17 protein-coding genes and 1 tRNA gene are annotated in these 15,035 nt (G+C 49.3%); 8 read left to right on the forward strand and 10 right to left on the reverse strand.

The window, feature by feature from the left end; translation table 11 throughout:
• Positions 1 to 5: 5 nt before the first annotated feature.
• Entirely contained in the window at positions 6 to 788 is a 783-nt protein-coding gene (locus DQW12_RS07670; RefSeq protein WP_113907497.1) for a cephalosporin hydroxylase family protein, read from the forward strand.
• A 55-nt stretch (positions 789 to 843) separates the two neighbouring features.
• Here DQW12_RS07670 and DQW12_RS07675 read toward each other — a convergent pair whose 3' ends face one another.
• Entirely contained in the window at positions 844 to 1,830 is a 987-nt protein-coding gene (locus DQW12_RS07675; protein ID WP_113907286.1) for a TylF/MycF/NovP-related O-methyltransferase, read from the reverse strand.
• A gap of 108 nt (positions 1,831 to 1,938) precedes the next feature.
• Complete coding sequence (locus DQW12_RS07680; protein ID WP_113907287.1) at positions 1,939 to 2,469, reverse strand: adenylyl-sulfate kinase; 531 nt, start codon at positions 2,467 to 2,469, stop codon at positions 1,939 to 1,941.
• A 224-nt stretch (positions 2,470 to 2,693) separates the two neighbouring features.
• Here DQW12_RS07680 and DQW12_RS07685 point away from each other — a divergent pair, with 224 nt between their 5' ends.
• The gene (locus tag DQW12_RS07685) at positions 2,694 to 3,545 is read left to right on the forward strand and encodes an HDOD domain-containing protein (protein WP_113907288.1); all 852 of its coding nucleotides are present in this window, start codon (positions 2,694 to 2,696) and stop codon (positions 3,543 to 3,545) included.
• A 96-nt stretch (positions 3,546 to 3,641) separates the two neighbouring features.
• Positions 3,642 to 3,718, forward strand: a tRNA-Trp gene (locus DQW12_RS07690).
• Positions 3,719 to 3,744: 26 nt separating this feature from the next.
• Here DQW12_RS07690 and rimI read toward each other — a convergent pair.
• Genes rimI through serB form a run of 3 tightly spaced genes read right to left on the reverse strand, consistent with a single transcriptional unit; the run spans position 3,745 to position 5,274 of the window.
• Positions 3,745 to 4,224 carry a ribosomal protein S18-alanine N-acetyltransferase gene (rimI, locus tag DQW12_RS07695; RefSeq protein ID WP_113907289.1) on the reverse strand — a complete coding sequence of 160 codons (480 nt, stop codon included), beginning with the start codon at positions 4,222 to 4,224 and terminating at the stop codon, positions 3,745 to 3,747.
• A 22-nt stretch (positions 4,225 to 4,246) separates the two neighbouring features.
• A complete protein-coding gene (locus tag DQW12_RS07700; RefSeq protein ID WP_113907290.1) occupies positions 4,247 to 4,603 on the reverse strand; it encodes a hypothetical protein in 357 nt (118 codons plus the stop codon).
• The gene (serB, locus tag DQW12_RS07705; RefSeq protein WP_113907291.1) at positions 4,603 to 5,274 is read right to left on the reverse strand and encodes a phosphoserine phosphatase SerB; all 672 of its coding nucleotides are present in this window, start codon (positions 5,272 to 5,274) and stop codon (positions 4,603 to 4,605) included. Before serB ends, DQW12_RS07700 begins: the two co-directional genes overlap by 1 nt.
• Before the next feature lie 139 nt (positions 5,275 to 5,413).
• Between serB and DQW12_RS07710 the strand changes: the two genes are divergently transcribed.
• The 3 genes from DQW12_RS07710 to DQW12_RS07720 all read left to right on the forward strand — a co-directional run bounded on the left by DQW12_RS07710 (position 5,414) and on the right by DQW12_RS07720 (position 8,997).
• Positions 5,414 to 6,055, forward strand: coding sequence for an AhpA/YtjB family protein (locus tag DQW12_RS07710; protein WP_113907292.1), 642 nt, complete (start codon positions 5,414 to 5,416; stop codon positions 6,053 to 6,055).
• A 4-nt stretch (positions 6,056 to 6,059) separates the two neighbouring features.
• Complete coding sequence (locus tag DQW12_RS07715; protein WP_113907293.1) at positions 6,060 to 6,833, forward strand: TatD family hydrolase; 774 nt, start codon at positions 6,060 to 6,062, stop codon at positions 6,831 to 6,833.
• Positions 6,834 to 6,981: 148 nt separating this feature from the next.
• Complete coding sequence (locus tag DQW12_RS07720; protein ID WP_113907498.1) at positions 6,982 to 8,997, forward strand: S9 family peptidase; 2,016 nt, start codon at positions 6,982 to 6,984, stop codon at positions 8,995 to 8,997.
• 34 nt (positions 8,998 to 9,031) lie between these two features.
• Here the strand turns inward: DQW12_RS07720 and DQW12_RS07725 are convergent, their stop codons facing one another.
• On the reverse strand, positions 9,032 to 9,688 hold the full coding sequence (locus DQW12_RS07725; protein WP_113907294.1) for a cupin domain-containing protein: 657 nt from the start codon (positions 9,686 to 9,688) through the stop codon (positions 9,032 to 9,034).
• Positions 9,689 to 9,805: 117 nt separating this feature from the next.
• Positions 9,806 to 10,405, reverse strand: a complete 600-nt coding sequence (locus tag DQW12_RS07730; RefSeq protein ID WP_113907295.1) for a Yip1 family protein — start codon at positions 10,403 to 10,405, stop codon at positions 9,806 to 9,808.
• Between the two features lie 170 nt (positions 10,406 to 10,575).
• On the opposite strand from DQW12_RS07730, the gene miaE reads away from it, so the two are divergent.
• Complete coding sequence (miaE, locus tag DQW12_RS07735; RefSeq protein ID WP_113907296.1) at positions 10,576 to 11,394, forward strand: tRNA isopentenyl-2-thiomethyl-A-37 hydroxylase MiaE; 819 nt, start codon at positions 10,576 to 10,578, stop codon at positions 11,392 to 11,394.
• Positions 11,395 to 11,413: 19 nt separating this feature from the next.
• On the opposite strand, the gene lpxH is transcribed toward miaE, so the two are convergent.
• Genes lpxH through DQW12_RS07750 form a run of 3 tightly spaced genes read right to left on the reverse strand, consistent with a single transcriptional unit; the run spans position 11,414 to position 13,460 of the window.
• A complete protein-coding gene (lpxH, locus tag DQW12_RS07740) occupies positions 11,414 to 12,163 on the reverse strand; it encodes a UDP-2,3-diacylglucosamine diphosphatase (protein WP_113907297.1) in 750 nt (249 codons plus the stop codon).
• Positions 12,160 to 12,660, reverse strand: a complete 501-nt coding sequence (locus DQW12_RS07745; protein ID WP_113907298.1) for a peptidylprolyl isomerase — start codon at positions 12,658 to 12,660, stop codon at positions 12,160 to 12,162. Before DQW12_RS07745 ends, lpxH begins: the two co-directional genes overlap by 4 nt.
• A gap of 38 nt (positions 12,661 to 12,698) precedes the next feature.
• A complete protein-coding gene (locus DQW12_RS07750) occupies positions 12,699 to 13,460 on the reverse strand; it encodes an LOG family protein (RefSeq protein ID WP_113907299.1) in 762 nt (253 codons plus the stop codon).
• A gap of 113 nt (positions 13,461 to 13,573) precedes the next feature.
• On the opposite strand from DQW12_RS07750, the gene cysS reads away from it, so the two are divergent.
• Entirely contained in the window at positions 13,574 to 14,956 is a 1,383-nt protein-coding gene (cysS, locus tag DQW12_RS07755; RefSeq protein WP_113907300.1) for a cysteine--tRNA ligase, read from the forward strand.
• The last annotated feature ends 79 nt before the right edge of the window (positions 14,957 to 15,035 follow it).

Genomic DNA, 15,035 nt, shown 5'->3' on the forward strand with positions numbered 1-15,035 from the left:
TTGTTATGACAAAGCATCTGAATATTGAGTTCCAAAAAGAGGTAACAGATAACATCGCTAAGTTAGGTCAGAGTGATCACTTAAAGCAATTAGCCAATCAGTTCCTTATTGATTCAGCAAAATACAAATATAGCTATAACTTTAGTTGGTTAGGTAGGCCTATTATTCAAGTACCGCAAGACATGGCTGCCTTGCAAGAACTGGTATGGCAAACTCGACCGGATTTAATTATTGAAACGGGTATAGCTCATGGCGGCTCATTGATTTTAAGTGCATCTTTACTGGCGTTGTTAGACTATACGGATGCCGTAGAGTCTGGTTGCTCGCTGGATCCCTCTGCCAGTAAACGCAAAGTTATAGGCATTGACATTGATATTCGCTTGCATAATCGCCAGGCCATTGAAGCACATCCAATGTCGCATATGATAGAGATGTTTGAAGGCTCCAGCACGGATGAGGCTATTATCCAGCAAGTTAAAGAGGCAGCAGCCGGTTATCAGCGGGTGTTGGTGTGTCTTGATTCAAATCATACTCATGACCATGTGTTGGCTGAGCTTGAAGCATACAGTCCTTTAGTCACCTCAGGTAGTTATTGCATTGTTTATGACACTGTGGTGGATGATATGCCCGGTGATATGTTTCCAGACCGCCCTTGGGGGCCTGGTGATAACCCTAAAACTGCAGTGCATCAGTTTATTCAGCACCACCCTGAGTTTGCTATCGATAAGCAAATGGATGCAAAACTACTGATAAGTGTAGCGCCAGATGGTTTTTTGAAACGATTGTAACAGTGCTTGCACCAACATTTACAAGTGCAGCTGGGGTTAAATGCCTTGGCTCCGCTTAACCAAGCTTGGTAATAATAATACTGCCGCCCTGGTCAGGCACTGGTACTTTTGCCAGTTTTCCGTGTTTTGCTTCATAATCTGCTACAGCCTGCTTTACACCGCGAAACTCAGCATGGTTGTAATCATGTAGCATCAGGTAGCCGCCAGCAGCCAGACGTGGATAAAAGTATTCGATGGCATTCAACATAGGTGTATATAAATCTACGTCTATCGACACCAAGGCAAATTGATCTTCCAACCCTTCAAGGGAGTCTGGGAAATAGCCTACTTTAGGAATGCAACGAGTCGGGTGGGGCATGCGCTGCATCACCAGTTCGACACTGGTATCGGCGAAGTTGTTGCTTCGGGTAAAAAATGCTGGCTCAGCGTATCCCTGTTGAATATCTGTTTCACGCTCGGTTGGATTAAAGCCGGCAAAGGTATCAAATAGATACAAGGTTCTGTCGGCAAATAGTGAGTTAATGACCCGGGCAAAAGTACCTCTGAATACACCCACCTCGGCTAGGTTGCCATTGATGTTTTGTTTTTGGATTTGTTCTGCCAGCAGCTCCAGTAATTTGAAGCGGACATAGTCGAATTCAGAACTGTACAGAGATTCTAGGTTGGCTGCGTGCTGATAGGACATTGCCAGAGAATAATAGGCTGCCAGTGGCTGCTCGGGGTTGTGATATTGCTCAAAATAGTACTGAGATTCTTTGCTTACCACCTCCATTAATCCCTTGTAATAGATAAATTTAATTTTTTCCAATGGAATGGATAGGTCGCGTAGCGTATAAAATGTGGCCGCATACTCGTTCGCTAATATAATATAATCAAATGCTAGTTCTGTGAGCTGAGTAGGAGCCAGTACCGGTAAATTGCAAAATGTCGTGCTGTTTGCCGTGGCATTTGAATCAATAAAGCCCAGAACGAGAAACTGCTGCTGGTGGTTGAAATACTTACGAGCGCCACTGCCGGTACCATAAATATACACAGAATCCATTGTTGCTCCTTAATCTTTTTAAAATTTTTGGGTTCTATTCAAAAGCTGTATGCTAGTATACTTCGCCATCTGAGTTATCTGGGTAGCTATTAAAAGCGTTGGCCTTAATCAAGTGTTATTTATAAAATGAGCGAACAAGACCTTGGAAAATTCTTCCGCTGAATCACCAACTGTCCATTTAAAATGAAAGTCAGGGTTCAGAGGAAATTCAGCCTCAAGATCAACTCCTGCTACATTCTTTAGTTCTCCTAGTCTTGCTCGTTTATAAATACCCTTAGGATCTCGACGCTCAAGCTCTTTAATCGGCACATCTAAAAAGACTTCAATATAATTGTTGATATTATTACGATTCCAAACATGTAGCTCATGGAATAACCCTATCACCGCAATGATAACTACAATTCCTTGGTCTACAAGCATTTTACACATTCGAGAATATGTATAACCTAGCGCAAGTCTTTCTGCTTTTGTATAAGCATTTGCTTCTAGTACCGCACGCATCTTATCGCCGTCTAACAAAACAACTTTTTCACCAGAGTTTCTTATTTTATTTGCAAGCAAGGTCGAAGTGGTAGTTTTTCCAGCGGCTGAAAGACCTGTGATCCAAAAACATTTCCCAACTTGTATCGCTATATCCATAATGCTGTATCCTGATAGAACTATTGCTCATAGATTAAATGGAGCCGTCACAAGCAGTGATTAAATATAAGGCTACTGCTAGCTATTCATTAAAAAGTGAGCTGTTTTTAAGCCCCCTCATCCTAGCCCAACCCCCGTGGGCAAACAAGCGTTTATGTGGTTGTGGCATTTGTCTAAGGCTATGGTTAGACTACTGAAATTGGTTGGTTTGGGAGTCGGTTTGTATGGCCATTGCGATTACGGCGGCTGAGCGGGAGATTTTGCAGCAAGTAAATATTCCGCCGCGGCCGGAAACCTTATTGAAGGTGAGTGCGGAGAATAAAAAAGAAGAGCCGAATATTGCGGCTATAGCGGCGGCTATTTCGGCGGACTTGTCGATTTCTGCGGCGGTGCTGCAGGTGGTGAATTCGGCGGCGTTTCGGCGTGCGCGGCGGATTGAGTCGGTGCAGCAAGCGGTAATGACCCTTGGCTTAAAGCGGGTGTACCCGATTGTGCGGGCGGTGGCGTTGAAGGCGGCGATGGGCGAGCATGCGGAGCTGTCGAACTTTTGGCTTTACGCGGAGAAGGTTGCGGAGTATTCCGCGCGTATTGCGCGGGCGTTAGAGCGCGGGCATTTAACGGATCATGCGTATATGTTGGGCTTGTTCCAGGGCAGCGGTATTCCGGTGTTGCTCGACTTTTACCCCGATTATTCGGATATTTTGGCGAAGCAGAGCTCTACCAGTTGGCAGGTATTGCAGGCGGACGAATTGCAGCGATATCGCACGTCGCACACAACTGTAGGTGCTTTGCTGGCGCAGAAGTGGGCGCTGCCGAAAGTAATGGTAGAGGTGATTTACTATTCGCATGAGTACGAGGGAATTTTTTCGTCGGGTGAATTAGGGCAGCAGGGCGCTGATTTACTCGGTATTTTAAAAATTGCACGGTATTTAACAGACCGAATGTTCAGGCCTGAGCCGGGTGAGGAAGAATGGGCCGCTATTCGCGACGAAGTGATTGAACACTTTCAGCTCGACGACATGCAGTTTAACGATATTGTGGCCTTGCTCGACGCCGATGACGAGGAAAACGAATAAATAACGCGCAGTTAGAAAGCGGGCGGCTAAAAATCCCTTGCCAGCACTCCGCTCCTCGGTATAATGCAGCCCGTGCTTTCAAGCACTTTGTTCTGCAGGGGTGTAGTTCCAATTGGTAGAACAGCGGTCTCCAAAACCGACGGTTGGGGGTTCGAATCCCTCCACCCCTGCCATTTCTTTTAGCCTCGCTCGAGGCTGTTTACGCTGAACGCCCGTACACAATAGCCGTTTCGTATGGATCTGCTGGGTTTTTCGGTGGGTAATACCCTAAACGCTTACCTAACGCATTAAAACCATAGCGCTCGTACAGTCGAATGGCGGCGTGGTTGCTTTCTCGTACTTCTAAAAACACAGACGTGGCAAGAAAGGGCATGGTGTCGGTGGGTTCGTCGTTCGGTTCAAATTGGCTTAAGCGCAAAAGTAGCTCATTGAGCAATACGCTGCCGTAGCCTTTCCCTTGGTGCTTGGGGTGTACGGCTATATTCATTAAGGTAATTTCGTCGGCCACTTCATGGCTCACATAAAACCCCACCATTTCTTGCTGAACCACTAAGGAAACAACGCTGTAGCCAGTTCCAAAGCAGCCACGCATGGTTTTTTCGCTCCAGGGCGCAATGTGTGCCGCCTGTTCTATGAGCATTAAGTCGGGTGTAAATACAGACAACTCGGCAATAATCATAGTTGCATTACTTTTTTATAAATCACTGCGTTATAAAAGGCTTGAGTAGGTTCCATAGGGCTCTTTTTTCCTCGGGTGTGAGTCTACTTTTGGCATAAGGGCTGCAGTCGATTACGGGTTTTTGTCCGGCGCTGCTCACTAAGGTTGGGCGAGACTCAATATACTGGCTTAAGTCCATTAACCAAGGGAAGTTTCCAACGGGCAATGGGGTAGGGAACTGCAACAGCCATGGGCCAAGTTGATAAAGTGCCACTTGTGTCGGGGTTTCTGTAACGTCTGCCTGTGCGGCTTGAACTGCCGGAGAGCCTGGGCGTTCGCACAGGTCATAACGCGGAATTTTCAATGCGTCTAATGCTGCGAGTTGTTCGGCGCTCCACATTAGTTGGTGCTCCTTTCGCCGCTTAGCAACGGAATAATTAAGGCTAAGTTGGGTTCCTGTATACAAAAGTCGGCGACTTTCTGTAGCGCAGGCTTTGCCATAAAAGCAATACCTGTGCCCGCAGACTGAATCATATCAATATCGTTAGCACCGTCGCCTACGGCTATAACCTGTTGTGGCTCGAGGTGATAGGTTCGCATTAACGACAGTAAGGTTTGTTGCTTTGCTTTCGCGTCTACAATAGGCCCAATCAATTTGCCGGTAAGTGTGTCGTTCTGTACTTCCAAGGTGTTGCACACCACATGGTCGGCGTGAAAACGACGCGCCGCTTCGTCAGCAAACCAGGTGAAGCCACCCGACACAATGACAATACGCCAACGATGGTGCTTTAACCAACGCATAAGTTCATCGGCACCCGGCATAAAGGGCAGGTGGTTGCACATGCTTAAAATGGTTTGTTCGGGAATGCCGGCAAGTTTGGCCACACGCGCATGCAAGGCTTCAGTAAAGTCGAGTTCGCCTTGCATTGCCGCTTCAGTGATTGCCGCCACTTCTGCCTCGCAGCCGGCTACACTGGCGATGGCGTCTATGCTTTCCATGGCAATAAGGGTGGAGTCCATATCGAAAATAGCAAGGCCTGGCGACTGCATGCGCGGCAGTTGATGACTCATGCGATCTTTTCCTCGTTCGAACGTGGTTTACATTGCCAGCTCAATGGGGCTAAAGCGAACGGCACTTGGGTAAAGAAACAGGTAGGTATAGTACCAGAATCTCGTTGTCACTCCAGTGGTGTTCGGCTAAAGTATTCGCATGCAAAAAGAATTTTCCCCACGGCGTATCTTTCGCTGGTATTTTCATGAAGACCGCTGGTTAAGGCGCGGCTTGGCGCTAGCTATAGCTTTATTTTTACTTTCTGCTGTAGCCAACGTTTATATGCAACTGAGTGAACGAGGGCGCGAGGTTGCTGTTGTGCACACGGAACGCTTGGCTCGGCTTATATTGGCGCAAGCCCAGCACGAGGCGCAAATTTGGTTTTTACAGGACAACTTGACGGGGCTTGAAAGTTTAGCGCGCCATTTGCAGCAGCAAACTGAAATTTTGGAAGTGGCTATTCAAGACCAGTATGGCCAAACCTTGGTGCGTATAGGCCACGATTTGCCGGTGTATGAATATTTACAGTCTCTGCCTCAAGTTATTTGGGCAAAACCTATGGTGGAGCCGGTGCTGGACCGCGACGGCCCGGGTGCCCAGCTGTTGGGTTTTGTTCGTATCACCTTCGACTACGACCGCATTATGGCGGAGTCGCGTTCGTTCAACCGTTCGATTATGAGTGAAAACGCCTATGTAATGCTGCTCGCATTTTTCGCAGGCATTATGGTGGCTGCTGCGTTTATTCGGCGCCGCAAACCGGCGGTTATTCGCGGTTTAAAAGAACAATCACCGGACCTCTAAGCCGATGCTGGCGCTATTCGACAGCCATTGCCATTTAGACTTCTCGGTATTTGATATTGACCGTGCAAACGTAATTGCTCGCGCTGAAGGCGTGGGTGTGAAGCACTTTGCAGTGCCAGGGGTAACGCGGGCGCAATGGCTTACTTGCAGCCAGATATTTCGTTCAATGCCGCAGGTTACGCTTGGTTTCGGTTTACACCCGTACTTTATTGCCGAGCACGTACCGGCCGACTTAATGCACCTTTGCCAAACACTTAAAGCAAACCCTGCCGCTTTTGTAGGGGAAATTGGGCTCGACACCACTTGTGCCTTTCCTGTACTCCAACAGCAACTCTTCTCCGCTCAGCTGAATATTGCGGCGCAATATCAACGCCCCGTGGTGTTGCACCATCGAAAGTCGCTCGACACCATGTTGGCTGTAGTGAAAAACACGAAAGGATTGCGCGGTGGGCTGGTGCATGCATTTAGTGGTAGCCGCGAGCAAGCTCAGGCGTGGTTTAACCAAGGCTTTAAGTTGGGTATGGGCGGTGTAGTTACTTATCCGCGCGCGAAGAAAACACGCGCCGTGGTAACGGCTTTACCGCTCGAGGCGTTTGTACTGGAAACCGACAGCCCAGACATGCCGCTTGCGGGGTATCAAGGGCAACGCAATGAACCGATGCGGGTGGCGGAGGTGTTTCGTTGTTTTGTAGAACTGCGCCAAGCGGCTTTTCCACATGAAACAGAACGCGAAATTGCGGAGGCGTTGTTTCGTAACTCGCAATCGCTATTTTGTTAAGGTTCGTCGCGTTTCATGTGGTTAGCGCAGCAAAATCTGTCTAGTATTCGTTCATTACTATAATGTGAGTGAAATTTATACTCACCCTTTCGCCCATAAGGAGAGCCTCGTGCGCCTGACTTCGCTTGGTTTCATAGCCATAACGTTAATGTTTGCCTCGTTTGTAAGTGACGCGAACACAACAGTTCGCCCGTTACAGCTTGACGATGTGTTTGAACTTGAGTTTGCTGCCGACCCGCAGCCGAGCCCCTCGGGAGAGCATATTGTGTTTGTACGCACATGGATGGACCGCGAGCAGGATCGGCGTCGTTCCTCGTTGTGGATGATGAACAGCGACGGCTCGAACCTGCAAGCGCTCACCGACCGGAATATAAACGCAAGTTCGCCGCGTTGGTCACCCACGGGTGATCGCATAGCATTTTTGGCCAATGGGCAAATTCAAATGCTGTGGCTCGACTCGGGCCGCACTGCGCAGGTGACGACGTTGCAACAAGGCGCAGGTAGTATTGAGTGGTCGCCCGACGGAAACTGGTTGGCCTTTAGTATGTTTACTCCGAAAGCGAAGCCTGCACCGGTGAGTTTGCCGGGTAAACCGGCGCAAGCCGAGTGGGCGGCGCCCCCCATTTACATTGACGATATGAACTACCGCGCCGACGGACGTGGGTTTTTAGCGTCGGGTTACAGCCAGATTTATTTGGTGTCGGCGCAGGGTGGCTCGGCAATTCAGCTTACCGAGGGCGACTTTAATCATGGTGGTGCACTGAGCTGGCAACACGACGGCAAGGCACTGTTCTTCTCGGCGAATCGTTACAGTGATTGGCAGTCGCAGCCGTTGAATTCGGAAATTTTCAAGCTCGATCTCGATTCTCGTGAATTAACCCAATTAACCGATCGGTTTGGCCCAGACGCTAACCCACAAGTGTCGCCAAATGGCGAATTGATTGCGTATGTAGGATTTGATGATCGCCGTTTAGCGCACCAACATAATCGTTTGTATGTAATGAATGCCGACGGCAGTAATGTGCGCGCGTTAACTGCTGATTTAGATCAGGGAATTAGTCAGTTTCAATGGCAGCCGAATAGCCGTGGTTTAGTGGTGGGCTATGTGGAAAACGGTGCGGGTATTATTGCTGAACAGCCGCTTCGAGGTGAGCGTCGAGTATTGGCGAACGACTGGGGTGGGCTTTCCTATAGTCGCCCGTATTCAGGTGGGCAGTTCTCACTTTCCAGCTCAGGTTATGTAGCCTACACGCAGAGTAGTACGGCGCACCCTGCTGAATTGGCTACGGTGCGTGTCACGCGTCGGCCGAGCAGTACTACATTAACCGCGCTCAATGCAGATTTGTTAATGAAGCGTACGGTAGGCGAAGTAGAAGAGTTTTGGTACCGCTCATCGGTTGATGAAAAGCCGATTCAAGGCTGGATTATGTATCCACCAGGTTTCGATGCAAGCCAGCAATATCCGTTAATTCTCGAAATTCATGGCGGCCCTCACACGGCGTACGGACCTTATTTTGCGATGGAACTTCAGCTGATGGCCGCGCAGGGATATGTGGTGCTGTACACCAACCCGCGGGGGAGCACCAGCTATGGTGAAGACTTTGCGAATTTGATTCACCACAACTACCCAAGCCACGACTACAACGACCTGATGGACGGCGTAGATGCGGTGCTGGCGCGTGGTTTTATCAATGAAGATGAGTTGTTTATTACCGGCGGCAGCGGTGGTGGAGTATTAACCACATGGACTATCGGGCATACAGATCGGTTCGCCGCAGCGGTTGCTGTGAATCCGGTGATTAATTGGTATAGCTTTGTGCTCAATGCCGACATGTACAACTACTTTTCCCAGTACTGGTTCCCTGGTTTGCCGTGGGACATGCCAGAGCACTATTTAAAGTACTCGCCAATATCGTACGTGGGTAATGTGAGCACTCCGACCATGCTGTTTACTGGTGAGTCTGATCACCGAACGCCAATTTCGGAAACCGAGCAGTATTATCAGGCCCTGCAATTACGTGGTATTGAAAGTGCGATGGTGCGGGTGCCGGGCGCTTCCCATGCCTTGCATACTCGCCCAAGTAACCATATGGCGAAGCCGGCGTATGTGATTCACTGGTTCGAGAAGTTCCGCGCGAGCAAGGGCTCAGGCTCTGAAGAATAGGGAGCGCTGTGTGCTCCCTTAACTTGCTATCGCTTTAATAACCAACAGGAAGATGACCGGTTTTTACCCAAATAACGGTCTCTTCCTCAACAAATGGCGTGTGCTGGCTCATGTGTGGGCTGCGCAGCCAAGTACCCGCTGGGTAACGGCCAAACTCGTCACAAAAACAGCCTGAGAGCACAAATATTTCTTCGCCACCGAAATGCCGGTGGGGTTTGAAAACTTCCCCTGCTGGCCACTTTACTAAAGCAACATGCTCATGTTCAAAGTTATGCAACGGCATAACGTGCAAACCACCGTGTCCGGGCAGCCATTGTGCCGTGTTGGTGTTGATTTGGAATTGCGCGGTGTCGCCCGGAGCGAACTGGCAGAGCTTGACCAACAAGGTGCAGCCGGGAACTGAATGTGGACTATGCGAGGTGCCGGGCGGGTTACGGAAATAAGTGCCGGCGGGATAGTCGCCGTGCTCGTCGGAGAATACACCGTCCAGTACAAATATTTCTTCGCCGGCTGGGTGCTGGTGGGCGGAAAACGTAGAGTTGGGTGCATAGCGAACAATGCTGGTAGCGCGGCCGCTTTCTGCAGATTCGCGCTCTAGTTTTTTGCGCTCCACGCCAGCCATTGGGCTTGGCTCCCACTCTTGCTCGTGGGTTGGAATAACAACGCGCTGTTCAAAGTTCATGTTTAACATCAAACGTGGCTCTCTTTAGGTAAGCTTTAAGGAAGCGTTTATAAACACAACGGATATAACAGAATACAAAAAAAAGGGCAGAACCGATCGGTCCTGCCCTTTTAAATTTGAAAAACCTTAGCTTGCGAACACGGGCATGAAGCCGTTTGTCCAAGCCATGGCTGTTGTTACCATTAAGCACACCATAAGAATGAGCCCTGCGGTAACCACTGAACTTGCGTAAATGAAACCACGCTCTTCAGGAATGTGCATTAAAATGGGCACGCCCACGTAGAGTAAATAAACGGAGTACGCAACCCCAGCTAAAAACACCATGCTCATAAACCAAAGTTCTGGATAAAGCGCACCTACGCCAGCCATAAGCACGGGCGTAGCTGTGTACGCGGCAAGCTCAATCGACTGTGTAAAGGTTGGCGCAGCCCCGAAAGTTTTCGCCATCCAATGCACAATATAAGAAAGCGCTAAAACGCCGCCAATTAAACCCACATACATCACAACCGCCATGGCTAGCGCACTTTCTTGCGTAAGAAAAATGCTTTCTCGCGCGCCAATGCTCCAACCTAAGTGTGCGGCAGAATAATATGCACACACAGCAGGAATAAGTGCGATTAATAAAATGTGGGTGAGTGAATAGGGCAAGCTTTCATGACGCTCATCTATTGTTTTCCACTCTCTTAACGGATGGGCGTAGAGACCCCAGATATGATTTAGTATCATTGCTACTCCTTGAAGCGCATCGCCTCGTTGACCATCAACAGACAACACTTTGTTGTTGCTCCATTATAGGAGGCGAAGCGCTTCACAAATCAAGAATGAAAGGTTCTGAACAATTTTTGTTCAGACGATTTTGTTATAAAGAAGTTAGCCCAGTGAGGAGTATATCGGCAATGAGTACAGCAAGTTTTGGTGCTGAGGAATTCGGTGCTAAAGAAAGAGTACGCCACTCGGCGGAGATTGAAACCTTGCTTGAGCCCATTCATGATTTTTTGCTTTGTCGTACGCCGCAGGCTTGGCTAAATGAAGCGCAAAAAGCGCAGTGGCAAGATGTGTTGCTGATTGACCACTTGCACTGCGAGCTCAAGGCCGCGCAAAGTGCTGCTTTGCTGTTACGCCGTTATGTGCTTGATCAAGAAGGGGCTGAGCAGGTTTTGCAGTGGTTATTACCCTATGAGGACTGCGTATACCGAGGGAAAGCGGTGAACTTGCGTGAGCTGGGTCGCCATATTCCGCGCATTAAAGTAGTGACCCAACATGCATGGCAGGCGCGGTTAGTCGACCGCATGGTGTTGCTGATGAAAGAAGAGTTGCACCATTTCACTCAGGTGTATGAAATTTTACAAGCGCGCGGCATTGACATTCGAGCGGTGAGTGCGTCGCGTTATGCCGCGGGTTTAATTCGGCACGCGCACACTCATGAACCTAAAACGCTGATTGATAAACTGATTATTGGTGCGCTTATCGAAGCGCGTTCGTGCGAGCGGTTTGCGGCACTTGCGCCGTTTCTCGACCAAGAACTGAACCGTTTTTATGTGTCGTTGCTTCGTTCGGAGGCGCGCCATTTCGAAGATTATTTAACCTTGGCAGAAATGGTGAAAGGCGAAGCGATTACCAACGAAATTGCGCGGCTCGCAACGATTGAAGCGAACCTAATTCAGCAACAGGACGCCGAGTTGCGGTTTCATAGCGGCGTGCCGCAGGTTGTGTAACCTGCGGCATAAGCCAAGATTAAATAAAGTCGTCGTTGCCGAAGGGCTCACTGCGCAGCATAAAGGTGTCTGCCGAGAGCTCTAAAATAGAACCTTGTTCATACCAGTCACCCAACACAATGCGCGTAGCTATAGCGCCATTTGCAAGGCTATGCTCATGAACGTTAGGTTTGTGGGTATGGCCGTGAATCATGCGGTCAACTTGTGCGGTTTCGAAAGCTTCTCGCACGGCTTCATCGGTTGCGTCCATGCGTGCTAACTGTGCCTGCGTTAAAGGCTTAGAACTTTTGCTATTAGACCGCAGTTTATGGGCAATTTTGCGCCGCCATGGCAACGGCAGTTTGGTTAAAAAGCGTAACAGTTTTGGGTTGCGTATGAGGCGTCGAAAGCGCTGGTAGCCGGTGTCTTCGGTGCACAAACTGTCACCATGCATAAGCAAGGTGGGCACGCCGTAAAGGTCGGCAATAAAGGGCTCTGTGAGCAGGGTTACGCCGGTTTCTTCGGCAAAGCGTTCGCCAATTAAAAAGTCGCGATTGCCTGCAATGAAATAGCAGGGCACTCCATTGCTCGTAAGCTGTTTGAGTTCGTGCATTATATGACGATGAAACGGTGTGTTATCGTCGTCGCCAATCCAGTAGTCAAACAGGTCGCCAAGAATGTAAAGAGCGTCGCTCTCGCGGGCTTCAGAACGCAGAAACTGAACGAACAGGCCCGTAATGTCGGGCCTGTTCTCGCTTAAGTGAAGATCGGATATAAAGCGTGTGATCATTCTTTTTCGACAGTCGCACGCTCAATGACAACGTCTTCTAATGGCACGTCGGCGTGGTAGCCCGAGCGGCCAGTTTTCACGTCGCGAATACTGTCTACGGTGTCCATTCCGTCAACCACTTCGCCAAATACGCAGTAGCCCCAGCCAAAGCTATTTTCGCCGGTAAAGTCGAGTGGGCCGTTGTCTTGCACGTTAATAAAAAACTGTGAGGTGGCTGAATGCGGGTCATTGGTGCGCGCCATGGCAATGGTGCCGCGCTTGTTAGAAAGACCGTTATTGGCTTCGTTACGAATGGGTGCTTCGGTTTTTTTCTGTTGTAGGCCCGCTTCAAAACCGCCGCCTTGAATCATAAAGTTGCTAATAACGCGGTGAAAAAGAGTATTTTCATAAAAGCCACTTTCGGCGTAACGCACGAAGTTCGCTACGGTTTCTGGTGCTTTGTCGGCGAAAAGTTGAATGCGAATGTCGCCGTGATTGGTGTGAAGTGTTACAAACATACTTTAAATCCTTGAATAGTAATCAATGTGGCGCAAGTTTAGCTTAGGTTGGTGTTGTTTTCGAGCGCTTCGAGCACCTTCTGCATTTGCTCGAAGGTTTCTTGTACCGTGTCAACAACGTGGTAGAGGGTAACGTCGGCGGTATCGATTAACCCACATTCTGCAAGCACGCCAACATTCATAAAGCGGGTCCAGAAGTCGCGGCCATAGAGAAAAACCGGTATGCGCGGCATTTTTCCTGTTTGGATAAGGGTGAGTGTTTCAAAAAGCTCGTCGAGCGTGCCGAAGCCACCCGGAAATACAACGAGTGCGCAAGCGCGTTTTAAAAAGTGCATTTTACGCAGGGCAAAGTACTGAAACTCAATACTGTGTTTGGCCGCAATAAAAGGGTTAAGGCGCTGTTCCCGCGGAATAGAAATATTCAAACCAATACTGTGATGTCCCGCGTCGTAGGCACCGCGGCTCGCCGCTTCCATAATGCCCGGCCCGCCGCCAGTAATGAGCCGTGTGCCGGAAAGCCCATTGGCTTCAATGTACTGACCAAGTTGAAAGGCGAGTTCTTGCGCGTCACGGTAATAGTTCGACATGTTTAAGCATTCGGTTGCCCCTTGGTCTTCTGGAGCGGGAATACGAGCGCTACCAAAAATAGAAATGGTATTTTGCACACTCTCGTTATTGAAGGTGTCTTCAGCCAGTTGCCATTCGTCGGCTAGCCTTAATGCGTGGTCGCGGTTTTTACTTGTAGTTTCTTCCGACAGCTGCAATTCATTAAGCGGGGATTTTAATCGGTCATTCGACATCTTGGTTCCTCGTTTTCGGGAAAAATGTTAAGCTTTAACGCTTACAAAAAATGCTAACAAAAAATAATGACACGCCTTGTACCATAGGCCGTATGTGGAGACCAGAGCAGATCATGCTGCAAATATATAACTCATTGACTCAGCGAAAAGAAGAATTTAAACCGTTGCAACCCGGCAAGGTGGGTCTTTATGTGTGTGGTGTTACCATTTACGACTACTGCCATATTGGTCATGCTCGCACGTACGTTGCCTTCGATGTGGTCGTGCGCTATTTACGCTACATTGGTTACGAGGTGACCTTTGTGCGCAATGTAACCGACGTAGATGACAAAATAATAAAACGTGCGCATGAAACCAACGACAACATTGACGCCGTTACCGAGCGCTTTTTGGCGTACATGCACGAAGATTTTGACGCGTTGAATTTAACCCGCCCCGATATAGAGCCGCGGGTTACCACCCACATGCAAGAAATTATTGATTTGATTGAAACCTTGGTGGCGAAAAAGCATGCCTACATTGCCGACTCTGGCGATGTGCTGTTCGACGTGAGTAGCTTTCCAGAATACGGCAAACTCAGTGGCCAGAACCTAGAGCAATTGCAGGCGGGTGCGCGGGTAGCGGTGGCGCAAGACAAGCAAGATCCACTGGACTTTGTGCTGTGGAAGCGTGCGAAAGCCGGAGAGCCGAGTTGGGCGTCGCCGTGGGGCGAAGGTCGGCCTGGCTGGCACATTGAATGTTCGGCCATGAACGGTAAGCATTTAGGCACTCATTTCGACATACATGGTGGCGGTTCAGATTTGCAATTCCCCCACCATGAAAACGAGATTGCCCAATCGTGCTGTGCCCATAGCACACCCTATGTGAACTACTGGATGCATACGGGTATGGTGCAAGTGAACGAGGAAAAGATGTCGAAGTCGTTGGGTAACTTTTTCACCATTCGCGAGGTGTTGAAAAGCTACGACGCGGAAACGGTTCGATTCTTCTTGCTCAGCGGGCATTATCGCAGCCAATTGAATTACTCCGAGTCGCACTTAGAGCAGGCGCGAGCCAGTTTAGAGCGGCTTTACACAACGTTGCGCGACCTGTCGCCGAGCGAAGCAAATGAAGAGACGCGCAAAGTGTATGAGCCTCGGTTCCGAGCAGCGCTCGACGATGACTTTAATGTACCCGAAGCTATGTCGATTATTTTTGAACTCGCGCGAGAGGTGAATCGTATAAAACTAGACGAGCCAACGCGAGCGGCAAAACTTGCTGGGCTTATGCTTGATTACGGCCGTGTGCTCGGCATTTTAGAGCAAGATCCAGAGCTGTTTTTGAAGGGTTCGGCTAACGACGAAGAGGTGGCAAAAATTGAAGCGCTCATTCAAGAGCGTAACGACGCGCGCACAAGTAAAGACTGGGCGCGAGCTGATGCGGCACGAGACGCTTTGCAGGCGATGGGCGTGGTGTTGGAAGACTCCGCGGAAGGTACGCGCTGGCGCCGCCTCTAAAACACCAGTGCTCCGAAAGTGTGAGCACTGCGAGCACTACGGCAGCAACATTTAGTTAAGAATTTAAAAAGGTGATGAA

Source organism: Aliidiomarina celeris, from assembly GCF_003316875.1.
In the GTDB taxonomy this organism is placed as follows: domain Bacteria; phylum Pseudomonadota; class Gammaproteobacteria; order Enterobacterales; family Alteromonadaceae; genus Aliidiomarina; species Aliidiomarina celeris.